Source organism: Pseudomonas nunensis (assembly GCF_024296925.1).
Taxonomy (GTDB): Bacteria; Pseudomonadota; Gammaproteobacteria; order Pseudomonadales; family Pseudomonadaceae; genus Aquipseudomonas; species Aquipseudomonas nunensis.
In genome coordinates this window covers 1,302,727-1,326,138 of sequence record NZ_CP101125.1, presented here as the reverse complement: position 1 = coordinate 1,326,138, position 23,412 = coordinate 1,302,727, and the positions used below count along the sequence as shown (strand labels likewise).

General features: G+C 61.3%; 17 protein-coding genes. 10 read left to right on the top strand and 7 right to left on the bottom strand.

The annotated features are described in order from the left end of the window. Positions 1 to 94 precede the first annotated feature (94 nt). The 5 genes from NK667_RS05855 (at position 95) to NK667_RS05835 (ending at position 8,687) form a co-directional block, all read left to right on the top strand. Positions 95 to 2,824, top strand: coding sequence for a TonB-dependent receptor (locus NK667_RS05855; protein WP_054617292.1), 2,730 nt, complete (start codon positions 95 to 97; stop codon positions 2,822 to 2,824). A 270-nt stretch (positions 2,825 to 3,094) separates the two neighbouring features. Then, positions 3,095 to 4,966: an extracellular solute-binding protein gene (locus NK667_RS05850; protein WP_054617293.1), complete on the top strand. Its 1,872-nt coding sequence runs from the start codon at positions 3,095 to 3,097 to the stop codon at positions 4,964 to 4,966. Between the two features lies 1 nt (position 4,967). After that, positions 4,968 to 6,035 (top strand): microcin C ABC transporter permease YejB, encoded by a 1,068-nt coding sequence (locus NK667_RS05845; protein WP_054617294.1) that lies wholly within the window; start codon positions 4,968 to 4,970, stop codon positions 6,033 to 6,035. Continuing rightward, complete coding sequence (locus tag NK667_RS05840; RefSeq protein ID WP_054050652.1) at positions 6,035 to 7,057, top strand: ABC transporter permease; 1,023 nt, start codon at positions 6,035 to 6,037, stop codon at positions 7,055 to 7,057. Before NK667_RS05845 ends, NK667_RS05840 begins: the two co-directional genes overlap by 1 nt. 13 nt (positions 7,058 to 7,070) lie before the next feature. Then, positions 7,071 to 8,687 (top strand): ABC transporter ATP-binding protein, encoded by a 1,617-nt coding sequence (locus NK667_RS05835; protein ID WP_054617295.1) that lies wholly within the window; start codon positions 7,071 to 7,073, stop codon positions 8,685 to 8,687. A 108-nt stretch (positions 8,688 to 8,795) separates the two neighbouring features. On the opposite strand, the gene NK667_RS05830 is transcribed toward NK667_RS05835, so the two are convergent. Next, on the bottom strand, positions 8,796 to 9,416 hold the full coding sequence (locus tag NK667_RS05830; RefSeq protein ID WP_054617296.1) for a cysteine hydrolase family protein: 621 nt from the start codon (positions 9,414 to 9,416) through the stop codon (positions 8,796 to 8,798). A 225-nt stretch (positions 9,417 to 9,641) separates the two neighbouring features. Between NK667_RS05830 and NK667_RS05825 the strand changes: the two genes are divergently transcribed. Continuing rightward, positions 9,642 to 10,040: a hypothetical protein gene (locus NK667_RS05825; protein ID WP_054617297.1), complete on the top strand. Its 399-nt coding sequence runs from the start codon at positions 9,642 to 9,644 to the stop codon at positions 10,038 to 10,040. 300 nt (positions 10,041 to 10,340) lie between these two features. On the opposite strand, the gene NK667_RS05820 is transcribed toward NK667_RS05825, so the two are convergent. Beyond that, positions 10,341 to 11,432: a DUF1615 domain-containing protein gene (locus tag NK667_RS05820; RefSeq protein ID WP_054617298.1), complete on the bottom strand. Its 1,092-nt coding sequence runs from the start codon at positions 11,430 to 11,432 to the stop codon at positions 10,341 to 10,343. 348 nt (positions 11,433 to 11,780) lie between these two features. Between NK667_RS05820 and NK667_RS05815 the strand changes: the two genes are divergently transcribed. Both NK667_RS05815 and NK667_RS05810 read left to right on the top strand, forming a co-directional pair. Next, positions 11,781 to 13,994 (top strand): TonB-dependent receptor, encoded by a 2,214-nt coding sequence (locus NK667_RS05815; RefSeq protein ID WP_054617299.1) that lies wholly within the window; start codon positions 11,781 to 11,783, stop codon positions 13,992 to 13,994. Between the two features lie 256 nt (positions 13,995 to 14,250). After that, a complete protein-coding gene (locus NK667_RS05810; protein WP_054617300.1) occupies positions 14,251 to 15,780 on the top strand; it encodes an FAD-dependent oxidoreductase in 1,530 nt (509 codons plus the stop codon). Positions 15,781 to 15,974: 194 nt separating this feature from the next. On the opposite strand, the gene hemB is transcribed toward NK667_RS05810, so the two are convergent. From hemB to NK667_RS05795, 3 genes are all read right to left on the bottom strand, one after another. Beyond that, positions 15,975 to 16,949, bottom strand: a complete 975-nt coding sequence (gene hemB / locus NK667_RS05805) for a porphobilinogen synthase (protein WP_054051622.1) — start codon at positions 16,947 to 16,949, stop codon at positions 15,975 to 15,977. Between the two features lie 354 nt (positions 16,950 to 17,303). Then, a complete protein-coding gene (locus NK667_RS05800) occupies positions 17,304 to 18,146 on the bottom strand; it encodes a PhzF family phenazine biosynthesis protein (RefSeq protein ID WP_054617301.1) in 843 nt (280 codons plus the stop codon). A gap of 24 nt (positions 18,147 to 18,170) precedes the next feature. Further along, entirely contained in the window at positions 18,171 to 18,869 is a 699-nt protein-coding gene (locus NK667_RS05795; protein WP_054617386.1) for a glutathione S-transferase family protein, read from the bottom strand. A gap of 303 nt (positions 18,870 to 19,172) precedes the next feature. Here NK667_RS05795 and NK667_RS05790 point away from each other — a divergent pair, with 303 nt between their 5' ends. Together NK667_RS05790 and NK667_RS05785 are read left to right on the top strand one after the other, a co-directional pair. After that, the gene (locus NK667_RS05790) at positions 19,173 to 19,847 is read left to right on the top strand and encodes a hypothetical protein (RefSeq protein WP_054051618.1); all 675 of its coding nucleotides are present in this window, start codon (positions 19,173 to 19,175) and stop codon (positions 19,845 to 19,847) included. Positions 19,848 to 19,939: 92 nt separating this feature from the next. Next, positions 19,940 to 20,995, top strand: a complete 1,056-nt coding sequence (locus tag NK667_RS05785; protein ID WP_054051616.1) for a permease — start codon at positions 19,940 to 19,942, stop codon at positions 20,993 to 20,995. A 138-nt stretch (positions 20,996 to 21,133) separates the two neighbouring features. On the opposite strand, the gene mnmH is transcribed toward NK667_RS05785, so the two are convergent. Both mnmH and selD read right to left on the bottom strand, forming a co-directional pair. Next, entirely contained in the window at positions 21,134 to 22,237 is a 1,104-nt protein-coding gene (gene mnmH / locus NK667_RS05780; protein WP_054617302.1) for a tRNA 2-selenouridine(34) synthase MnmH, read from the bottom strand. Next, complete coding sequence (gene selD / locus NK667_RS05775) at positions 22,237 to 23,271, bottom strand: selenide, water dikinase SelD (RefSeq protein WP_054617303.1); 1,035 nt, start codon at positions 23,269 to 23,271, stop codon at positions 22,237 to 22,239. The genes mnmH and selD overlap by 1 nt, the downstream gene beginning before the upstream one ends. Positions 23,272 to 23,412: the final 141 nt, after the last annotated feature.

The window sequence follows — 23,412 nt, the reverse complement described above, 5'->3', positions numbered from 1 at the left end:
GAAAGTGGTTTTCCGCGCGCGGTACCACCGATGCCGGAGCAATGAGGGCTCACAAGGCCATTTCGATAAACGTCTAATAAAGTCGGAAGTAACCATGCTGATGAACACTCCACGTTTCACGCTCAAGCCGTTGGTGGCGACGATTCAACGTCACCGTTTTGTTCCGTTGTACCTGGTGGCCATGGGGATGGGCGCCGGATCGTTGCAAGCCGCTGAAGCGCTGGCCGAGGACGGCAGCGACGCTTCAGCCGCCAGCGCGGCAGTCGTGGCACCGGCCACGACGCAGCTGCAACGGGTGGAAGTGACGGGCTCGGCGATTCGTCGGGTCGATGCGGAAACGGCAGTGCCGATTACCGTGCTGCGCGCCGATGACTTGCGCAAACAGGGCGTGAGCACCACCGCCGAGTTGCTGCAACGGGTCACGGGCAGCCAGTCGGTGATCAACAGCTCCAGCTCCGTCGGTTCGGGCAGTGGCGGCGCTTCCTACGCCGACATGCGCGGCATCGGCGCGAACAAGACGCTGATCCTGCTCAACGGCCGACGCCTGGCGAACAACGCCCTGTCCGGCACCAACACGTCGAATGGCGCCGGGGTCGATCTGAACCTGATCCCCTTCGCGGCCATTGACCGGGTGGAGGTCCTGCGCGACGGCGCCTCGGCGCTATACGGCACGGACGCCATCGGCGGCGTGATCAACTTCATCACCAAAAAAGCCATGACCGACGGCCAGTTGACCCTCGGCGGCGAAACCCCGACCCACAGCGGCGGCGGCAATAGCAAGGACATGAGCGCCAGTTGGGGTTTTGGCGACATTGAGCAGGACCGCTTCAATGTGCTCGGGGTGTTCAACTACAACAAGCAGGAAAACCTCCAGGCCAAGGACCGCAGCTTCGCCACCTCCTACCGACCTGAACGCGGCCTCGATCAAACCTCCGGCACTGCATTCCCCGGCAACTACAGCCAGGGCGACAACGCCACCAACCCGCTGGCCAGCAGTAACTGCAACGGCCCGAACCTGGTGTCGCGCCAAGGGGTGTGCCGCTTCGCGACGTCCTCCTACATCGACTTGATTCCGCAAACCGAGAAGACCTCATTCTTCGGCAAGGCCACCGGCAAACTGGCGGACGATCACAACGTCAACCTTGAATACTTCTGGGCCCGAAACAATAACGCCACCGCCGTTGCCCCGGCGCCGTTGACCGGCCAGACCCTCGATTCATCGTCGCCCTACTATCCGGGCAATGGCATCACGCCCGGGCCGACCGATTTCACCCTGGACCCCACGCAACCGATCGGCGTGAACTGGCGCGAAACAGCGGCAGGCGCGCGCGAATCCAAGGACCAGAACACCGCCCAGCGCTTTATCCTGAGCTTCGACGGGCTGGTGGGCGGCTGGGATTACAACGCGGGCGCCTCGTACAACCAGAACAAAGTGATTTCCAGTGTCACCAGCGGCTATGTCAGTGACTCGGCGATGACCGCCGGCCTGGCCAGCGGCCTGCTCAACCCGTTCGGCCCGCAAAGCAGCGCCGGGCAGGAATACATCGATCAAGCGGCCTATCACGGGCCCTACACGTCGGCGGTCGGTCGGGTGATCGGCTTCGATGGTCGGGTCAGCCGCGAAATCGGTGACTGGTTCGGCGCGGGGCCCTCCGGCCTGGCGCTCGGTGGTGAATATCGCAAAGAGAAATTCCACCAGGACTACGAATCGTTCGTCGACGATATTTCCAGCCTCGGCGCGGACTCGGCCGGCAGCGTCGAAGGTGATCGCAGCGTGAAAGCGGCGTATGCCGAAATCAACGTGCCAGTGCTCGACAGCCTCGAACTGTCCGCTGCGGTGCGTCACGACAAATACAGCGACTTTGGCAGCACTACCAACCCGAAGTACTCGTTCCGTTATCAACCACTCAAGGAACTGGTGGTGCGTGGCGCCTACAGCGAAGGGTTCCGTGCGCCGTCGCTGTATGAACTTTATGCGCCACAAAGCCTGACCTTCACCCAGGCCAACTACAACGACCCGGTCCTGTGCACCGGCGGTGTGTTGCAAGCGGGCGGCAATGCCGGTCGCGACTGTGGTCAGCAGTTCCTCGCCAAGGGTGGCGGCAACCAGGAGCTGGCCCCGGAGAAAGCTCGCAACGTGACGCTGGGCTTTGTCTATCAACCCGTGCGCGATTTGTCGGTAGGTCTGGATTTCTGGTGGATTCACATCTCCAACCAGATCCAGCCGTTCCCTGAATCCACCGTGTTCGATCAATCCGGCGCCTACGCCGACCGTTTCGTGCGCAACGCCGACGGTTCGCTGAACTACATCGTGACCGGCAACGCCAACCTGGGCATCGTCAAAACCAGCGGTGTCGACGTGTCCCTCGACTACCGTTTCCCGAACACGCCTTACGGTCAGTTCGGCCTCGGGTTGCAAGGCACCTATGTTGATCGCTATGACTTCCAGAGCACCATCAAAGGCCCGTACACCGACAAGGTCGGCGACTTTGAAGGCGATGGTGTGATCGCACGCTGGAAGCATGCCTTGAGCGGCACCTGGACCCTGGGCGCGGCGCGGGCATCGTTGGTCAACCGCTTCACCACCGGCTACAACGATTACGACCGTACCAGCTACGACCGCGTCGCTTCGTACTCGCTGTGGGACCTGTCGGCCGGCTACACCTTCGACAAAGTGCTGGACCTCGATGCCGGGGTGAAGAACGTGTTCGACCGCGATCCGCCGTTCTCCAACCAGGCCTACACCTTCCAGAGCGGTTATGACCCGCGCTATGCCGACCCGATGGGCCGCACGCTGTTTGCGCGCATGACCTACCACTTCTGAGTCACGGTCGGGGGGAAGCGCAATGCTCCGGCCTTCCCCGCAATACCGATCTGCCGAGGTGTGCAACCTGTGGGAGCGGGCTTGCTCGCGAAGAGGCAGTGTCAGTCGACATTGATGTTGCCTGACACTGCGCCTTCGCGAGCAAGCCCGCTCCCACAGGGTTCGCGCTCGACTGACCGGCATTGTGATTTCCCCGACCTCATTGCGAATTCGCACCCCACGGTGGCCCGCCTGTCGCCGTGGGCTTTTCGGATTTAGAGGAAAGACTTCATGACATTCAAGCGCAATGTGGCGGGTCTGCTGCTCGGTGCTGCCCTGCTCTGCAACGCGGCGTCCGCGCTGGCCGGCGGCAGCTACGCGATGACGGTGTACGGCGAGGCGCCGAAGTACCCGGCCAATTTCCAGCATTTCGACTTCGTCGATCCCAAGGCGCCCAAGGGCGGATCGCTCAGCCGCGCGTCCATGGAGATCGGCCAGTACAACTACATCACGCCGTATGCCGACCAAGGCATCTCGGTGGTGCAGGTCAACGATTGGGTCTATGCACCTTTGGCCTTCCGCTCACTGGACGAGCCTTACACAGTCTATGGCCTGATCGCCCAGCAAATGGAACGCGACCCCGAAGGCCTGTGGGTGCGTTTCACCCTCAACCCCAAGGCGCGTTTCGCCGACGACACGCCGATCACCGCCGAGGACGTGCGCTACACCTTCGAGCTGCTGATGACCAAGGGCAGCCTGAGTTATCGCCAGCAATACGCTGACGTCCAGGACGTGGTGGTCGAAGCGCCGAATCAGGTGCGCTTCAACTTCAAGAACAACCTCAACCGCACCTTGGCGCTGGACCTGGCGACGATGCGCGTGGTGCCTGAACACTGGTGGACAACCCGCGACTTCGCCAACGGCGGCGGTTTCGAGCCACCGCTGGGCAGCGGCCCCTACACCGTCAGCAAGGTCGATGCCGGGCGCAGCATCAGTTTTGCCCGCGACCCGAACTGGTGGGGCAAGGACTTGCCGGTCAGCCGGGGCCTCTACAACTTCGACAGCCTGACCGTGAATTTCTACGGCGACACCGACGTCGCCCGTCAGCTATTGCAGGCTGGCGCGTTCGATTACAACCGCGAGTTTTCCTCGTCCGGTTATGTGGTCGGCTACGACAGCCCGGCGCTGCGTGACGGCCGCTTGCAGCAGTCGATCCTCGCCCCGGCCAAACCTACCGCCGCCCAGGGCTTTGTGTTCAACCTGCAAAACCCGATCTTCCAGGACCGTCGCGTGCGCCAGGCCCTGACCCTGCTGTGGGATTTCGAGTGGACCAACAAGCAGATGATGCGCGGCTTCTACGTACGCCAGAACAGCTACTGGCCGAAAAGTGAAATGGCCGCCACCGAACTGCCGGACGCCCGTGAGTTGGAGATCCTCGAACCCCTGCGCGGACAGGTCCCGGACGAGGTGTTCACGCAGGTGTACCAGGCACCGAAAACCGATGGCAGCGGCTACATCCGCGACAAGCAATTGCAGGCCCTTCAGTTATTGGCCGAGGCCGGCTGGACCCCGAAAAACAATCACTTGGTGAACGCTGCCGGTGAGCCGCTGGCGTTTACTTTCCTCGACGGCCAGGGCGGTTTCGACCGCATGTTGCTGCCGTTCAAGCGAACCCTGGCGCAGATCGGCATCACCCTCAATCTGCGCCGGATCGATTCGGCGCAGTACGTCAACCGTCTCAACGCCCGGGACTACGACATGATCGTCACCAGTTTTCCACGCAGCGGCGACCCCATCGTCTCCCCCGGTCGCGAGCTCTACAGCCTCTACGCCTCGCAAAGCGCCACACAGGTCGGCAGCTCGAATTCGATGGTGTTGGCCAACCCGGCGGTGGATCGGCTGATCGATGGTTTGGTCCAGTCCAACTCCCGCGACGACATGGTGCATTACGCCCGCGCCCTCGACCGGGTGCTGCAATGGGGTTACTACATGATTCCCAACTACTACTCCAAAGGCACGCCGACGGTGTATCAGAACCGCTTCGGCATGCCGGCGACCCAACCGGCCTACGACGAAGGCCTGAACACCTGGTGGGAAGTTGCCGCCAAGCCGCTGGACAACCAGCAGATGAGCGCCTTGCGCAAACTCGCGGGGGTGCAGTGACATGTGGCGTTATATGAGTCGTCGCTTGCTGCTGATCATCCCGACATTGCTGTGCATTCTGGTGGTCAACTTCTTGATCGTGCAGGCCGCCCCGGGCGGTCCGGTGGAACAGGCCATCGCGCGCCTGCAAGGTTTTGGCGGCAACGTCATGGGCGGCAGCGGTGGCGAGGTGTCCGCCGTCGGCGGTGCCGGGCGCAGCAGTCGTGGCCTCGACCCGGCGCTGATCGAGGAGATCAAGCATCACTACGGTTTCGACAAACCGATGCATGAACGGTTGTGGCTGATGCTCAAGAACTATGCACAACTGGACCTGGGCAACAGCTTCTTTCGCGGGGCCAAGGTCACTGACCTGATCCTGCAAAAACTGCCGACGTCGATCTCCCTCGGGCTCTGGGCAACCTTGATCACGTACCTGATCTCGATTCCATTGGGCGTGCGCAAGGCGATCAGGAACGGCAGCGCGTTCGACGTCTGGACCAGCACCGCGATCATTGTCGGTTACGCGATGCCGGCGTTCCTGTTTGCGATCCTGCTGATCGTGGTGTTCGCCGGCGGCAGCTACGTCAACTGGTTCCCGGTACAAGGGCTGGTGTCGGACAACTTCGACAGCCTCAGCCCCTTGGGCAAGGTCGGCGATTACCTCTGGCACCTGGTATTGCCGGTGACGGCGCTGGTGATCGGCGGTTTCGCGACACTGACAATCCTCACCAAAAACAGCTTCCTCAACGAGATCAGCCGTCAGTACGTGATTACCGCCCGGGCCAAGGGTTTGACCGAGCGTCGCGTGCTCTACGGCCACGTGTTTCGCAACGCGATGCTGCTGGTGGTGGCCGGAATTCCCCAGGCATTGATCGAGGTGTTTTTCGCCGGTTCGTTGTTGATCGAAACCATCTTCAACCTCGATGGCCTGGGACGCATGAGCTACGAAGCCGCCGTGTCCCGGGACTATCCCGTGGTGTTCGGCGCGCTGTTTCTGTTCACCCTGTTCGGCCTGTTGATCAAGTTGATCGGTGACCTCTGCTACACCCTGCTAGACCCGCGCATTGATTTCTCGGCGAGGACTGCCTGATGTTCACACTGTCGCCATTGGGCAAACGGCGCATCGCGCACTTCAAGGCCAACCGTCGCGGACGCTGGTCATTATGGATCTTCATCGGCCTGTGCCTGTTGTGCCTGGGCGGCGAACTGATCGCCAACGACAAGCCGTTGATCGTGCATTACCACGGCGCCTGGTACTTCCCGATCATTGAGGACTACGACGAAATCACCTTCGGCGGCGAATTGCCGTTCCAGCCGGATTACGCCAGTGCCTACGTGCACAACCTGATCGAAGGCCAGGGTGGCTGGATGCTGTTTCCACCGATCCCGTTCAGCTACGACACGGTCAACTATGACCTGACAGAACCGGCCCCCAGTCCGCCGTCAGCCAGCAATTGGCTGGGCACCGATGACCAGGCCCGGGACGTGTTGGCGCGGGTGATTTTCGGCACGCGTATCTCGATCCTGTTTGCCTTGGTCCTGACCGCGATCAGCGCGGTGGTGGGCATCGTCGCCGGGGCCTTGCAGGGGTATTACGGCGGTTGGGTGGATCTGATCGGCCAGCGACTGTTGGAGATCTGGTCAGGGCTGCCGGTGCTTTATCTGCTGATCATTTTGTCGGGCTTCGTCTCGCCGAGTTTCTGGTGGTTATTGGGGATTATGGCGCTGTTCTCCTGGCTGGCACTGGTGGACGTGGTGCGCGCCGAGTTCCTGCGCGGCCGCAGCCTGGAGTATGTGAAAGCCGCGCGAGCCCTGGGTCTGACCGACAGCGAGCTGATGTGTCGGCATATCCTGCCGAACGCAATGACATCGACCCTGACCTACCTGCCGTTCATTTTGACCGGCGCCATCGCCACCCTCACCGCTCTGGATTTTCTCGGCTTCGGCATGCCCGCCGGCACGGCGTCGCTGGGCGAGTTGATCGGCCAGGCCAAGCGCAACCTGCAAGCACCCTGGCTGGGGCTGACGGCGTTCTTTGCCCTGGCGCTGATTCTTTCGTTGCTGGTGTTTATCGGTGAGGCCTGCCGCGATGCGTTTGATCCACGATCTTGATCCCGGAGCTGACATGAACGACAACCTGATTGAAATTCGTAACCTGCGCGTCGCCTTCGGTGGCCAGGAAGTGGTGCATGGGCTGGACCTGGATATCCGTCGCGGCGAGTGCCTGGCACTGGTGGGTGAGTCGGGCTCGGGCAAGTCGGTAACGGCGCACTCGATCCTGCGGCTGCTGCCGGGTAAATCCGTCTCGACCTCGGGCAGTATTTGTTACAACGGCGTGGATCTGGTGCACGCCAGCGAAGCCCGATTGCGTGGTTTGCGCGGCAACCGGATCGCGATGATTTTCCAGGAGCCGATGACCTCGCTGAACCCGCTGCACACCGTCGAGAAACAAGTCAGCGAAGTGCTGGAAATCCACAAAGGTTTGAAGGATCGCGCCGCCAAAGCACGGACTTTGGAGCTGCTGGAACTGGTGGGCATTCGTGAGCCGCACAAACGGCTCAAGGCGTATCCGCATCAGTTGTCCGGCGGCCAGCGCCAGCGAGTGATGATCGCCATGGCCCTGGCCAACGAACCGGAATTGTTGATCGCCGACGAACCCACCACCGCGCTGGACGTGACGGTGCAGCAGAAAATTCTGGAACTGCTGATCGAGTTGCAGCAGCGCCTGGGCATGTCGCTATTGCTGATCAGCCATGACCTGAATCTGGTGCGACGGATCGCCCAGCGGGTGTGCGTGATGCGCGAGGGCGAAATCGTCGAGCAGGCCGATTGCGAGACGTTGTTCCGGGCCCCGCAGCATCCCTACAGCCGCTTGTTGATCGAAGCTGAGCCGACCGGCGCGCCGGTGCCCAGCGAGTACAACCATAACCTGCTGGAAGTGGACAACCTCAAGGTCTGGTTCGCGTTACCCAAAGCGCTGTTCAGCCGCACGCAGGATTACATCAAAGCCGTGGACGGGGTCAGTTTGAGCCTGCATCGCGGCAAGACGCTGGGCATTGTGGGTGAGTCCGGTTCGGGCAAATCGACCCTCGGCCAAGCGATTTTGCGGCTGGTGGAATCCGAGGGCGGCATCCGCTTTGGCAACAAGGAATTGAGCATTCTCAATCAGCGCTTGATGCGGCCATTGCGGCGGCAGATGCAGGTGGTGTTTCAGGACCCGTTCGGCAGTCTGAGCCCGAGGATGTCGGTGGAGCAGATCATCGCCGAAGGCTTGCTGACCCACGGCATCGGCACGCCGGCGGAGCGTGAGGCGGCGGTGATACGCGTACTGAAAGAAGTCGGCCTCGATCCGCAAAGCCGTCATCGCTATCCCCATGAATTCTCTGGCGGCCAGCGCCAACGCATCTCCATCGCCCGGGCGCTGGTGCTGGAACCGGCGCTGATCCTGCTGGATGAACCGACCTCGGCGCTGGATCGCACCGTGCAAAAGCAGGTGGTGGCCTTGCTCAGGGAATTGCAGATACGCCATGGGTTGACGTATTTGTTTATCAGCCATGACCTGGCAGTGGTGCACGCGCTGGCCCATGACTTGATCGTGATCAAGGATGGCAAGGTGGTGGAGCAAGGGTCATCGCGGGAGATTTTTTCGGCGCCGCAGCATCCGTATACGCGGGAGTTGCTCGCGGCCTCGGGCCTCAAGCGGCCAGATTCAACGAGACCGGCGGCAATGCCCATCACCTGATTCTTGTGGGAGCGGGCTTGCTCGCGAAAGCGGCGGCACATTCAACATGGATGATGGCTGGCATGCGGCCTTCGCGAGCAAGCCCGCTCCCACAGGAGACCGCGTCGCTCAACCGAGCACCGCAATCAACTCCTGCGTGGTGACTATCGAATGGGCATACGTCGGCCCGTTGATCTCATGCGCGGCGTGCATGGCTTCGGCGCTGAATGCTGCGGTGGCATCGCGTACCAGAGTCACGTGGTAGCCCAGTTCAGCGGCGAACTTGCCGGTGGTTTCGATGCAGGTGTTGGCGAGCATTCCCACGATGATCACCTTGTCGATACCGTGCTGCTTGAGCAGGAAATCCAGATCGGTATTGGCAAAACCACTGCTGGCCCAGTGTTCCTTGACGATGACATCGCCGGGCTCAGGCTGAAAATCCGGGTGCCATTCCCCGCCCCACTCTCCGGCGGCAAACACTTGGGCGTGACTGGCGCGCAGTTGCGAGGGGCCGGGGTGTTTCCAGCGCGCCAGGTCGTCGGGTTCGGCGCGGTGATGCGGCACATAGAACACCTGCATGCCGGCCTTGCGCACAGCCGCCACTACAGCTTTCAGGTTGGCCAGGGTACCGACGCTGTCGGCCACCGGTTTCGCACGACCATGGAGTTTGCCGCCTTCGCTGAGGAAGTCGTTATACGGATCCACCAGCAACAGGCCGGTTTGGGCGGGCACATAGAAACTGGCATTCATGATCGGCTCCTCAGGGACAAAGGCATGCGCCAGCTATCCAGTGTAGAACCCGTCATCGACCCCGTCGGGCCCCGCCGACGACCGCATCATCACGCCCGCGAGAGGTGCCTGGTCCCAACCATCATTGCCGTCGATGGTCACCATCACGTCAATGAAGTTCTCATAAAAAATCCCCGGCGTAACATCCGCTCCATACCCAACTAAAAACACCCGGAGCACACGATCATGAAACGCCAAATCCTTCTCAGCATCGCTTTCTCGGTTTTCGCAGTAAACGCTTTTGCCGCGCCTTCTCGCACAATGATCGCCGAAGGCGGCTCGGATCGCCTGATTGAAAGCCGCGTGGCTGAGGGTGGTTCGGATCGCTTGATCGAGAATCGTGTGGCTGAAGGTGGCTCGGATCGTCTGATCGAAAAACGCGTCGCTGAAGGTGGTTCGGATCGGTTGATCGAAAAACGCGTTGCAGAAGGTGGCTCGGATCGTCTGATCGAAAAACGCGTTGCCGAAGGTGGTTCCGACCGTCTGATCGAGAACCGCGTAGCCGAAGGTGGTTCGGATCGTCTGCTGGAAAAACGCGTTGCTGAAGGTGGCTCCGACCGTCTGATCCAAAACCGCACCGCATAAATGAATGGTTTCATCGCGATACTCAACAAAAAGCCCGGCCTGATCAGCCGGGCTTTTTCGTGCCTTAAACCCAACCTGTAGCAGCTGGCGAAGCCTGCGTTCGGCTGCGAAGCAGTCGTAAAACCTGAGTGCACGGTGTCCCGGAAGCACCGCGTGGGCTTATTTCGCGACTGCTTCGCAGCCGAACGCAGGCTTCGCCAGCTGCTACAGGGAGCGTGTTTTGTCGTGGTCCATCGGCAACTCCAACAGGGGTACGCAATGCTCGTGCAGGAGCTGCCGAAGGCTGCGATCTTTTGATCTTCAACGCCCCTTCGCCATACACCGCTGATACCGCTCATCAACCCGTTTGGCGAACCACGCCGTCGTCAGTTTGCGGGTGATTTTCGGGCTTTCCAGCGTAATCCCCGGCAACATCGCACGCGGCAATTGCCGCCCTTCAGCCTTGTCCGCCAAGGCAAAGACCTTCTGATAGAGCCTCGTCTCCTCGAACTCCAGGCTTTTACCCGTTTCCAATTGATCGCGAATCGTCGGATTGCGCATGCCCAATTGCTTGCCGAGGGTGCGTACTGCCAGTTCCGTGGTGCCGGGCATGATCGAGTCGTAGCGAATCAAATCACCGTCCAGCGCCAGCGGGATGCCCGACGCACGGCTGACGGCATTCTGGAACGCCGCATTACGGCTGGCGTACCACCCGGCATTGAAATCGGCAAAGCGATACAGCGGCTGGGTGTAACTCACCGGGTAACCGAGCAAGTGCGCAATGCCGAAGTACAGTCCGCCGCGACGGGTGAAGACCTCATGGCGAATCGAGCCAGTCACCGGGTACGGATAATTGCGTGTTTCCTGCTCGGCGAATTCGATGCTGACCTGCATCGGCCCGGCGGTGTGCACCGGGTTGAAACCACCAAACAGCGTCCGCCCCATAGGGACCATGCCGATGAAGTCATCGAAAATCGCGCTCAGTTCTTTTTCACTGCGGGCCGCATTGAGCCGGTCGCTGTAACTTTTGCCGTTGGGCGAACTTACCTGCAAGGCACCGCTCACCAACAGGCCGGGGATATGCGCCTTGGCAGCGCGGCGGTCGATCTCGTCCCGGGCGATCTTGCCCAGGCCCGGCACCGGTGGATCGACCTGGAAGGTTGATTCCTGCTCGGTGACGGCGAGTACCGCACACAGGTTTTGCGTGGTCGGGGAAATCTCCTGGGCCGCAAACGCCGCGTAGATATCCGTCGCCCAGCCCTCGCGGTCAGCGGTTTTCGCCGGCAATAGCCGCACGATCTGCGCCTTCACCTCGGCGGGCTTGCGGGCCGGTGCTTCCTGAGCCTGCCGGGTGCCGCAACCGGCCAAAACCAACAAGGCAGCGAGGCTGATGATCAATCGGTGGGCGTGCATGTTGCTCCATAAAGTCCGTTTAACCGGGTTAACCATACGATCAATGGCCAGGTGCAGGCTATGACTGCGGTCATTGGCGGCTGTTCTACACCATTCTTTCACCCAACACATACCCTGTGGGAGCGGGCTTGCTCGCGAAGGCGGTGTATCAGTCAATACATGTGGTGACTGACAGGCCGCCTTCGCGAGCAAGCCCGCTCCCACAGGGGGATTGCATCCGCCAACGACAAACTCATTGCGAAACGTTACTGAGAAAACATATCATTTGCGCCTGGAGTCGTATTTGCGCAAGGAGTTCCCCGCGCCGTTATCTCTTTTCTCATCGGCGGCGCGCCGCCAGGATCGAACATGCCCACTCCAGCCCGACTCGGCGTTCCCTTTCGCCCGACCCTTCTCGCCTTGTTTTGCGCCCTGTCCGTCTCTGCTCACGCCGCAACCACCGACAACGATGGCAAAGCGCTGGTGCTGGATGAAGTCAACGTCAACGCCCAGGCCCCGACCGCGACAGCCGCCCTGCCCCCGGTCTATGCCGGCGGTCAGGTAGCACGCGGCGGTCAGTTGGGTGTATTGGGCAATCAGGACATGATGGACGTGCCATTCACCATGACTTCCTACACCGAGCAACTGATCCAGGACCAACAGGCCGAAGACGTCGCCGACGTGCTGCTCAACGATTCGTCGGTGCGCCAGGCCTCGGGTTTCTCCAACCAGGCACAGATTTTCATGATCCGCGGCTTGCCCCTGACCGGTGACGACATTTCCTATAACGGCCTGTACGGCGTGTTGCCACGGCAGATCATTTCCACCGACGCCCTGGAGCGCGTGGAAGTGTTCAAAGGCCCGAACGCCTTTATCAACGGCGTGACCCCGACCGGCTCCGGCATCGGCGGCGGCGTCAACCTGCAACCCAAGCGCGCCGGTGATGTACCAACCCGCCGCTTCACCACCGACATCAACGACGAAGGCCGCGTCGGTCAGCACCTCGATCTTGGTCAGCGCTTCGGTGAAGACAACCGTTTCGGTGCGCGGGTCAACCTGGCCCAGCGCGAAGGCGACACCGGCATCGACCACGAAAACCAGCGCTCGAAACTGTTCTCCATCGGCCTCGATTATCGCGGTGACGCCCTGCGCATTTCCGGCGATTTCGCTTACCAGAAAGAACGCGTCAACGGTGGTCGCAACACGGTCAACCTGGGCAACACCACGCACATTCCAGATGCGCCATCGGCCGATACCAACTACGCGCCGAAGTGGGGTTTCACCGACATTGAAGACACCTTCGGCATGCTGCGCGCCGAGTACGACCTGAACGACAACTGGACCGCCTACGCCGCTGGCGGCGCCAAACACACCCGTGAAGTCGGGCGCTACAACTCCACCACGCTGGTGGGCAACGACGGAGCCTCGACCACCACCGGTTCGTTCATCCCGCACGATGAAGACAACACCAGCGTCATGGCCGGCCTCAACGGCCGATTCGCCACCGGCCCGGTCACCCACAAGCTGAATTTCGGCCTGGCCGGTATCTGGACCGAACAGCGCAGTGCCTACGATTTCGACCTGACCCGCTACTCGAACAACATCTACCATCCGGTGGAAACGCCCTCGCCCGTCGGCAACTTCTCCGGCGGCGACTTGAGCGACCCAGGCATCGTCGGCAAGACCTTCGCCCGCAGCGGCGCGGTGTCCGACACCCTCGGCTTCTTCGATGACCGACTGTTGCTGACCGTCGGCCTGCGTCGCCAACAATTGGTGGTTCAAGGCTACGGCTACGCGCCTTACGGTTCCGGCAGCCGCACCACGGCTTACGACGAATCGATCACCACGCCGGTCTATGGCCTGGTGTTCAAGCCTTGGGACCACGTGTCGTTCTATGCCAACCGCATCGAAGGCCTGGCCCAAGGCCCGACCTCGCCGACCACGTCTGGCAGCCGCATCGTGACCAACGGCAACCAGGCGTTCGCCCCGGCCCGCTCGAAACAGATCGAAGCCGGTGTCAAAGTCGACATGGGCACCTACGGCGCGAGCCTCGGCGTGTACCGCATCGAGCAGCCGAGCGATGGTTATTCGGTCATCACCAGCGCCACCACGGCGGAGTATGTTCGCCAAGGTGAACAGATCAACAAGGGCGTCGAGCTGAATGTCTTTGGCGAACCGATCGAAGGTCTGCGCCTGATCAGCGGCCTGACCCTGATGGACACCGAACTGAAGAACACCCAGAACGGCGCCAACGACGGCAACCGCGCCATCGGCGTACCGACCTTCCAGTTCAACGCTGGTGTGGATTGGGACGTGCCGGGCCTGCAAGGCGTAGCGCTGAACGCACGGATGTTGCGCACCGGCGGCCAATACGCCGACGCGGCAAACAACCTCAGCCTGCCGACCTGGAACCGCTTCGACGCTGGCGCTCGTTATGGCTTCAAAGTCGATCAGAAGGACATCACCCTGCGCCTGAACGTCGAGAACCTGGCGAACGAGAAGTACTGGGAATCGGCACAGGCCGGCTACCTTACCCAGGGCGAACCGCGCGTCGCGAAGTTGTCAGGCACCATCGACTTCTAAGCACCGCCGCGCAATGAAAAGGCCCCGCAGTTTTAGCGCTGCGGGGCCTTTTTTGTTGGCCACAAAAACATGTCAAACACAAACCTCCTGTGGGAGCGGGCTTGCTCGCGAAGGCGGTGGATCAGTCACCACATTTATTGACTGAAACACCGCTTTCGCGAGCAAGCCCGCTCCCACAAGGGGTTTTGTGTTTGCCCAGGCTTGATTGTCTTGTCTGAACCATACTTGTCCGACCCACCTTTCGGAGAGTGCCCCCATGAACCGAAGTGACGTGCTGATCATCGGCGCCGGGCCGACCGGTCTGGTGCTGGCGCTGTGGCTGAGCAAGCTCGGCATCCAGGTGCGCATCATCGACAAGACCTCGGCCCCCGGTACCACCTCGCGGGCCCTGGCCGTGCAGGCGCGGACCCTTGAGTTATACCGTCAACTCGACCTCGCCGACGCCATCGTACAAAACGGTCATCGAGTAGCGGCAGCGAATTTCTGGGTCAAGGGCGAAGCCGTGGCGCGCCTGCCGTTGACCCGGATTGGCGAGGGCCTGACGCCTTATGCCTTCCTGGAAATCTTTCCCCAGGACGAACACGAAGCGTTGTTGATCGAACGCCTCGCAACCTTTGGCGTCCGCGTGGAACGCGATACCGCACTGGAAAACTTCACGGAAACCGGCGACGGCATCACCGCGCAGTTACGCCTGCCCGATGGCCAGGAAGAAACCTGCCAGGCCTGTTATATCGCGGGTTGCGACGGCGCCCGGTCGATCGTGCGCAAGACCCTCGACAGCGGATTTCCCGGCGGCACCTACCAACAGATTTTCTACGTGGCGGATGTTCAGGCGAGCGGCCCGGCGTTCAACGGCGAACTGCACGTAGACCTTGATGAAGCGGACTTTCTCGCGGTGTTTCCCCTGGCCAGCGAAGGTCATGCGCGGTTGATCGGCACCGTGCGCGACGAACGTGCCGAGCATGCCGAAACCCTTGCATTCGAAGACGTCAGCAGCCGGGCCATCGAGCATTTGAAGGTCAGGATTGAACAGGTGAACTGGTTCTCGACCTACCGCGTGCATCACCGGGTCGCGGAGTTTTTCCGCCGTGATCGCGCGTTTCTGCTCGGCGACGCGGCCCATGTCCACAGCCCTGCGGGTGGCCAGGGCATGAACACCGGGATCGGCGACGCAATCAACCTGGCCTGGAAACTCGCTGCGGTTCTGAGCGGCGCCGCCACCGCGAAACTGCTCGACAGCTACGAAACCGAACGCATCGCCTTCGCCCGGCGCCTGGTGTCCACCACCGACCGGGTGTTCAGCTTCGTCACCGCCGAAGGCAAAGTCGCCGACCTGCTGCGCACGCGGCTGGCACCGTTCCTGATCCCCAAAATGACCTCGTTCGGCGCGAGCCGGGAGTTCCTGTTCCGCACCGTGTCGCAGATCACCCTCAACTATCGCGGCATGCCGTTGAGCGAAGGCACTGCGGGCCACGTCCACGGCGGCGACCGCCTGCCCTGGGCCCACGATGGCGAAGGCGACAACTACGAACCGCTGAAAAACCCCGCGTGGCAGGTGCATGTGTACGGCGACACCAGCGACGAAATGATCGACTGGTGCATCGAGCATCATTTGCCGTTGCATGTGTTCGACTGGCGGCCGGCGTTTGATACCGCCGGGTTGGCGCGCAACGGTTTTTATCTGTTAAGGCCGGATACCTATGTGGCGATTGCCGATAACAGTGCTGATCCGAAAGTGATCGACCGGTACTTCCGGGATCACGGGATACGGCCGTTTTTTGGCTGAACCCGATTTTTAGACTCACAACCAGTCCCTGTGGCGAGGGGGCTTGCCCCCGTTCGGCTGCACAGCAGTCGTAAATTCGGTATACGCAGTTCGTCTGAAGTATCGCGGTGACCGGGGCAAGGGCCGCTTCGCAGCCCAACGGGGGCAAGCCCCCTCGCCACAAAAAACTGCTCCCCAGGGAGATGCGGTGTTGGTTAGATCCCGGCCAGGGCCAGGTCCATGGCGAAGTAGGTGAAGATCAGGTCCGCGCCGGCTCGTTTGATGGCGCCGAGGCTTTCACGCACCACGCGATCTTCATCAATCGCCCCGGCCTGAGCGGCGAATTTGATCATCGCGTATTCGCCGCTGACCTGATACGCCGACAGCGGCAAACGCGAAACTTCGCGGATGTCGCGGATGATGTCCAGGTAGGCGCCGGCCGGTTTGACCATCAGCGCATCGGCGCCTTCCTGCTCGTCCAGCAGCGATTCGCGCACGGCTTCGCGGCGGTTCATCGGGTTCATCTGGTAGCTTTTGCGGTCGCCTTTCAACGCACTGCCGCCGGCTTCGCGGAACGGGCCGTAGAGTGCCGAGGCAAATTTGGTCGAGTAGGCCATGATCGCGGTCTGGGTGAAACCAGCTTCGTCCAGCGCCCGGCGAATCGCCTGGACCTGACCGTCCATCGCCGCCGACGGCGCGATCACATCAGCGCCGGCACGGGCCGCGGCCACGGCTTGTTTGCCGAGGTTGATCAGGGTTTTGTCGTTGTCGACTTCATGATTGTGCAGCACGCCGCAATGGCCGTGATCGGTGTATTCGCAGAAGCAGGTGTCGGACATCACGATCATCTCCGGCACCGCGTCCTTGGCGATGCGCGACATGCGCGATACCAGGCCGTTATCGTTCCAGGTGTCGCTGCCGCTGCTATCCAGGTGATGGGACACGCCGAAAGTCATCACCGACTTGATCCCGGCACGGGCATACCGCTCGATCTCGCCGGCCAGTTTCGACTCGGGAATCCGCATCACACCGGGCATGCTTTTGATCGGCACGAAGTCGTCAATTTCTTCCTCGACGAAAATCGGCAGCACCAGATCGTTCAGGCTGAACTCGGTTTCCTGGAACAGGCTGCGCAGGCTCGCATTGCGGCGCAGACGGCGTGGACGTGCTTCGGGGAACTGGCTGGACATGGGTTTTCCTGAGACAAAAGTCGTAGGGGGAGAAGCTTATGCCCTGTCAGGCGCAGGACACAAACCTCAAGTGCGGAACAAACCCTTACCAGCCTCGCAACAATCCCCCTTGTGGGAGCGAGCCTGCTCGCGAAGACGGTCGCACATCCAACATCCAGGTGACTGGCCCACCGCATTCGCGAGCAGGCTCGCTCCCACAGGAGTTTTGTGTCGAGCTCACATCATATGAACGACGCTAGACCCATGTGGGAGCGGGCTTGCTCGCGAAGGCATTGTGTCAGTCGTCACATGTATTGACTGATGCACCGCCTTCGCGAGCAAGCCCGCTCCCACAGGGGATTTGTATTTGGACAGCTACAGACTCAGCGTCCCGGCGATACAGGTCACCACCGCGCCGCCGATCCAGATCTCATCCCCGACCTGATCCACCTGAATCCGTCCCGCGCGGCCCATGGTCAAGCCTTGGCTGACTACATACGACGCCGGTGCGAGCCCTTCGCCGAGCAACCACTGGGCAATCCCCGCATTCAGGCTGCCGGTGGCCGGGTCTTCCGGCATGCCGTCGCCGGAGATGAACGCGCGGACTTCGAACTGGGCGCCATCACCGTCACGCTCGGGATTCCACGGCGCTATCACGCCAACCGCCAGACCCAGCATTTGCGAATGATCCGGCTGCACATCGAGTACCTGCTGCCGATCCTCGACCATCACCGCCAACCAGCCAGCGCCGTTATCAACCCATTGCGCCCGAACAATCGCTCCCTCCTCCAGCCGCAGCCCACGTCGCACCCGCTCCAGCACGTCGGCATCCACCGCCCCGGTCCGAAGCAGCGGCGGCGCGAGAAAAGCCAGCTCAGCCCCTTGCCGACGAATCCGCACCAGCCCGACGCCGCATTCCTGAATGATCTCATCACCCTTGGGCACGCCACCGGCCTCAAGCCATGCGTGGCAGGTGCCCAGAGTCGGATGCCCGGCGAACGGCAGTTCCGACAGCGTGGTGAAGATCCGCACCCGGTAGTCGGCTCGCGGGTCCCGGGGCTCGAGAATGAACGTGGTTTCGCTGAGATTGGTCCAGCTCGCGAACGCTGCCATGCGCTCATCACTGAGCCGGTCAGCGCCGAACACCACCGCCAACGGATTGCCTTTGAGCGGCGTTTGGCTGAAAACATCGACTTGCTTGAAATTGAAAGAACTCATGGCCTGCCTTGGTCTTGAATAGCTTTACTTGGGAATTTCCAGCCCGCGCATCACCGCCGGCCGCGCCAGGAAGCGCTCCAGCACCCGTGTGATATTGGGGAAATTCTGGATGCCCACCAGATCACCGGCCTCGTAGAAACCGATCAGGTTGCGCACCCACGGGAACGTCGCGATATCCGCGATGGTGTAGCGCTCGCCCATGATCCAGTCGCGTCCTTCCAGACGTTTGTCGAGCACGTTGAGCAGGCGTTTGCTTTCTTCGACGTAGCGATCACGCGGACGCTTGTCCTCGTAGTCCTTGCCGCCGAACTTGTTGAAGAAACCGACCTGGCCGAACATCGGCCCGATACCGCCCATCTGAAACATCAACCACTGGATCGTCTCATAGCGCGCCGCCGATTCCTGGGCCAGCAACTGGCCACTTTTGTCGGCGAGGTAGATCAGAATCGCCCCGGACTCAAACAGCGGCAGCGGCTGGTCGCCTGGGCCGTGGGGGTCGATGATCGCCGGGATCTTGTTGTTGGGGTTCAAGGACATGAACTCCGGCGACAACTGATCGTTGGTCTCGAAACCCACACGGTGCGGCTCATACGGCAGGCCGATCTCTTCAAGCATGATCGAGACCTTGACGCCGTTGGGGGTCGGCAAGGAGTAGAGCTGAATCCAGTCGGGGTACTGGGCCGGCCATTTTTGGTTGATCGGGAACGCAGAGAGATCAGTCATGGGAGCATCCACGCAGACATTGGAGCGCTGATCATAATGTAGGTCCGGGGCCTTCTGGCGCAGAAATATGCGGGTATCCATAAATCCGAAACATCCTGTCGCTAACCTTCAGCCATCCCGTCGAAGGTTGCGGCTAAAGTGCTGCGAAACCGCCGGTATCGAACCAAATGGGCTTCAGGGGACTCTGAGCAATGCCCTTCACGGAAACGGACCGGCACAACGACATGGAAAACACCCGACGCTGGGAGCGCGGTGTAAAGGTTTGTCAGCCTTAATCGAATGCGCTGAAGAATCCATTATTCAATGATGAACCTCTTGAAATTCGCCCAACGCTTCAAGCATCGCGCGTACATTTTCCTGCCTTCGTTACTGGCGGCCAGCGCGCTGTTCCTGTCGCTTGAGTCCAGCGAAAGCCGCGCCCAACCGGCCGACGGCACCCAGACGCTGGTATTCCTGCGTCACGCGGAAAAACCCGAAGGCGGCCTGGGTCAGCTCAATTGCCAGGGGTTGAACCGTGCGATCAACCTGTCCACGTTACTGCCAGAGAAATTCGGCAAGGCCAACTATGTGTTCGCCGCCAACCCGACGCGTAATGTCGAGGAAGGTGAACTGGACAATTCCTACAGTTACATTCGCCCCCTGATGACCATCAGCCCCAGCGCAATCAAGCTCGGGTTGCCGGTGAACATCGAGTATTCGGCCAACGACACCAGCGAACTGGCGGATGAACTGCTGCACGACAAGTACCACAACTCGATCATCTACACCGCCTGGTCCCACGGCTACCTGCCCGAGCTGATCAACAAGGTCGCCGGCGACGCGCTGGGCAAGAAGCAGAACATCACCGAGGACTGGGAGTCCAGCGACTACGATTCCCTGTATGTACTGACCCTGACCTGGCACAACGGCAAGGCCAGCCTGGTCAGCCACACGTACAAACAAGGGCTGGATAACGGCTCGCAGAACTGTCCTACGTAAGACGTCTGCCACGTCCCACACTCTGTCGGGACCACGGGTAAGAAGGGGCTGGGCTATCATCAACTGATCTCCCCATTGCCCGGAACCCTGCCATGTCTCTCTCAACCACAGCTGTCCCCGCCCGGGGCTGGTCGTTCTGGTGGAAACCCGCGCTGTTCCTGCTGGTCGCCTGTGTCGGCCTCTACTACGTCAAATGGTCGCCCTACTACCTCAAGGCTTTCGTCGCCGCTGACAACCACAGCATCGGCGCCTCGATCATCAATGACCAACAATCCGACCCACTGATCGCCGCCCTGACGTACGCCAAGGTGTATTTCCTGGCGATCTGGAAAGCCGCCGTGCTGGCGGTGATCCTCGGCTCCCTGCTGCAAGTGTTGATTCCCAGGGACTGGCTGCTGCGCCTGTTCGGCCGCGCCGGTTTCGCCTCGACCCTGCGCGGCGGCTTGTTCGCGCTGCCGGGCATGATGTGCTCGTGCTGCGCGGCCCCGGTGGCGGCGAGCATGCGCCGACAGAACGTGTCGGTGGGTGCCGCGCTGGCGTTCTGGATCGGCAACCCGGTGCTCAACCCCGCCACGCTGGTGTTCATGGGTTTCGTACTCGGCTGGGGCTTTACCGCGTTGAGGTTGGTGGCGGGTATCGTGCTGGTGTTTGGCGTGTCGCTGGTGGCCCAGCGGATCGCCGGGCCGGAGAACGTGCCCGAAGCCGCTGTCGAGGCGGTGGTCGAAGCCCGCGAGATCAACGCGCAACCGTTCCTGACTCGCTGGGGCCGGACGATCTGGCAACTGTTCTGGAGCACCATCCCGATCTACATCCTGGCGGTGCTGGTGCTGGGTGCGGTGCGGGTCTGGGTGTTCCCGCACATCGATGGCGCCATGGCCAACAGCCTTTTGTGGCTGGTGCCGCTGGCGATCATCGGCACGTTGTTCGTGATTCCGACCGCCGCCGAAATCCCTATCGTGCAAACCATGATGACCCTGGGCATGGGCACCGCCCCGGCGGTCGCACTGCTGATGACCCTGCCGAGCATCAGCCTGCCTTCGCTGCTGATGCTGCGGAAGGATTTCAATACGCGGGTGTTGGTGAGTGTGGCGCTGATGACCATGGGGATTGGAGTGATCAGCGGGTTGATCGGGGCTGCTTTGCTTTAAGTTTTTTAGCGCCTGTAAGGGCCCCATCGCGAGTAAGCTCGCTCGCACAGGAGATCTTCATTGTTCACAGATTCTGTGCACGACGCAGATCCAATGTGGGAGCGAGCTTGCTCGCGATGAGGCCGGCAATAACAACCATCAAACCCGCTGACTACCCCGCTCCCGCAGATACTCAATCACCGCCCCGCGCTCCCCGGAAAACTCGATCCGTGCGCCCTTCTTCTCCCGCTGAAACCCATACATCGGGTCGTAATACTCAGTCAGCAACCCTTCGATCCAGCCCCGGTGCAAGTCCACCGCGCCACTACGCGCCTGCTCCACCAAGGCGTCTTCCATCAGAATCAACATACGCCGATGACGTTCCCCGCCCAGGCGCTTCTGCACATTGTTCAGGCTTTCCAACAAACGCTCGGAAAACAGCGCAAAGCCGTCCTCGCCATGCACGCCGATAAACTCGGCACACAGGTCCACCACGTAATCCCGCAGGATCCGCTCGACCCGCCCTTCCAGGCTGTCTTCCAGCCAGACCATCGGAAACTGCTGCATGCCCTGATACAGCGGCAGCGGCAAGGCACAACTGCCGACCGCACGACTCTCGTCTTCGAGCACGAACTGCTCGATGCCACCGGCGCGCTTTTTCAGCAGATCCACCGCCAGACGGTTTTCAAAATCGATATTGGAAGGTTGGCCAGTGGCGCGCTTGCCGAAGCTGGAACCCCGATGATTGGCGTAGCCTTCCAGGTCCAACCCGTTGCTCAACTGCGTCAGCACTTCGGTCTTGCCGGTGCCGGTCATGCCGCCGAGCAACACGAAATCGCACTGCGCCACGGCTTGATCCGTCGTCTCAAGCAAAAAGGAACGCATGGCCTTGTAGCCACCACCGATGCGCGGATAGTCGATGCCCGCCTCGTCCTTGAGCCACTGCTGGACGATCTGCGAACGCAAGCCGCCGCGAAAACAATACAAATATCCCTCAGGGTGAGCCCGGGCAAAATCGGCCCAGGCCTGTAGGCGCTCGGCCTTGATCTGGCCGGACACCAATTGATGCCCCAACGCAATGGCCGCTTGCTGGCCGTGCTGCTTGTAGCAGGTGCCGATGCGTTGCCGCTCGTGGTCATTCATCAGCGGTAGGTTGACCACGCCGGGGAACGAGCCCTTGGCAAATTCGACCGGCGCACGGGCATCCATCATGGGCCGGTCGCTGAGAAAGATGTCACGGTAATCGGTGCAGTCGATTGACATCAAAACACCTCGACCGCGTTGGCCTGTCGCTCTACCAGTTCGCCGATTGGCTCAAGGCTCAGGCCAAGTTCGGCAGCGACCGAGAGAAACTGTTCGTTGCCCTCGGGCGTGACCGCGATCAGCAGGCCGCCACTGGTTTGTGGATCGCACAGCACGCGTTTGTGCAGCTCCTGCAAACGCCCGAGTTTGCTCGCGTAGCTGTCGAAGTTGCGCAAGGTGCCGCCCGGTACACAGCCCTGTTCAAGGTAGTACTCGACGCCCGCCAGACGTGGTACGCGATCGTATTCGATGCGAGCCGTAAGTCGGCTGCCGTCGGCCATTTCCACCAGGTGCCCGAGCAAGCCGAAACCGGTGACGTCGGTCATCGCCGTCACGCCGTCGAGTTTGCCGAAGCGGCTGCCGGGTTTGTTCAGGGTGCACATCCAGTCGCGGGCCAGGCCGATGTCGGCGTTGCGCAACTTGCCCTTCTTCTCGGCGGTGGTGAGGATGCCGATGCCCAGGGGTTTGGTCAGGTACAGGAGGCAACCGGCGGTGGCGGTGTCGTTGCGTTTCATGTGGCGTTTTTGCACCAGCCCGGTGACGGCCAGGCCGAAGATCGGCTCCGGGGCGTCGATGGAATGCCCGCCGGCCAGGGGAATGCCCGCTTCGTCGCAAATCGAGCGGCCGCCGCGAATCACTTCCCGGGCGATTTCCGGGGCCAGCACATTGACTGGCCAGCCGAGGATCGCAATCGCCATCAGCGGATCGCCGCCCATGGCGTAGATGTCGCTGATGGCGTTGGTCGCGGCGATGCGGCCGAAGTCAAACGGGTCGTCGACAATCGGCATAAAGAAGTCAGTGGTCGAGACCACGCCGCGCTCGTCGTCGATGGCGTACACCGCCGCGTCATCGCGCGAGGCGTTGCCGACCCAAAGGTTTGGATCGAGGTTCTGCGCGCCACTGCCGGCCAGAATCACTTCCAGCACTTGAGGGGAGATTTTGCATCCGCATCCTGCGCCGTGGCTGTATTGGGTCAGACGAATCGGCTCGCTCATGGGGTGCACCTCGTAGAGTCAGTGGGGCCGATTCTAGCAGACGGGATTGATGGTGCCTGTCAGGGCCCATTCGCGAGCAAGCCCGCTCCCACAGTGGATCGATGGCGAACACAGAATTTGTGTCCACCGAAGATCACCTGT

Bases quoted from the DNA above. Each gene is read 5' to 3' on its own strand.
- NK667_RS05855 (WP_054617292.1), top strand. From the start codon at position 95: ATGCTGATGAACACTCCACGTTTCACGCTCAAGCCGTTGGTGGCGACG.
- NK667_RS05850 (WP_054617293.1), top strand. From the start codon at position 3,095: ATGACATTCAAGCGCAATGTGGCGGGTCTGCTGCTCGGTGCTGCCCTG.
- NK667_RS05845 (WP_054617294.1), top strand. From the start codon at position 4,968: ATGTGGCGTTATATGAGTCGTCGCTTGCTGCTGATCATCCCGACATTG.
- NK667_RS05840 (WP_054050652.1), top strand. From the start codon at position 6,035: ATGTTCACACTGTCGCCATTGGGCAAACGGCGCATCGCGCACTTCAAG.
- NK667_RS05835 (WP_054617295.1), top strand. From the start codon at position 7,071: ATGAACGACAACCTGATTGAAATTCGTAACCTGCGCGTCGCCTTCGGT.
- NK667_RS05830 (WP_054617296.1), bottom strand. From the start codon at position 9,416: ATGAATGCCAGTTTCTATGTGCCCGCCCAAACCGGCCTGTTGCTGGTG.
- NK667_RS05825 (WP_054617297.1), top strand. From the start codon at position 9,642: ATGAAACGCCAAATCCTTCTCAGCATCGCTTTCTCGGTTTTCGCAGTA.
- NK667_RS05820 (WP_054617298.1), bottom strand. From the start codon at position 11,432: ATGCACGCCCACCGATTGATCATCAGCCTCGCTGCCTTGTTGGTTTTG.
- NK667_RS05815 (WP_054617299.1), top strand. From the start codon at position 11,781: ATGCCCACTCCAGCCCGACTCGGCGTTCCCTTTCGCCCGACCCTTCTC.
- NK667_RS05810 (WP_054617300.1), top strand. From the start codon at position 14,251: ATGAACCGAAGTGACGTGCTGATCATCGGCGCCGGGCCGACCGGTCTG.
- hemB (WP_054051622.1), bottom strand. From the start codon at position 16,949: ATGTCCAGCCAGTTCCCCGAAGCACGTCCACGCCGTCTGCGCCGCAAT.
- NK667_RS05800 (WP_054617301.1), bottom strand. From the start codon at position 18,146: ATGAGTTCTTTCAATTTCAAGCAAGTCGATGTTTTCAGCCAAACGCCG.
- NK667_RS05795 (WP_054617386.1), bottom strand. From the start codon at position 18,869: ATGACTGATCTCTCTGCGTTCCCGATCAACCAAAAATGGCCGGCCCAG.
- NK667_RS05790 (WP_054051618.1), top strand. From the start codon at position 19,173: ATGATGAACCTCTTGAAATTCGCCCAACGCTTCAAGCATCGCGCGTAC.
- NK667_RS05785 (WP_054051616.1), top strand. From the start codon at position 19,940: ATGTCTCTCTCAACCACAGCTGTCCCCGCCCGGGGCTGGTCGTTCTGG.
- mnmH (WP_054617302.1), bottom strand. From the start codon at position 22,237: ATGTCAATCGACTGCACCGATTACCGTGACATCTTTCTCAGCGACCGG.
- selD (WP_054617303.1), bottom strand. From the start codon at position 23,271: ATGAGCGAGCCGATTCGTCTGACCCAATACAGCCACGGCGCAGGATGC.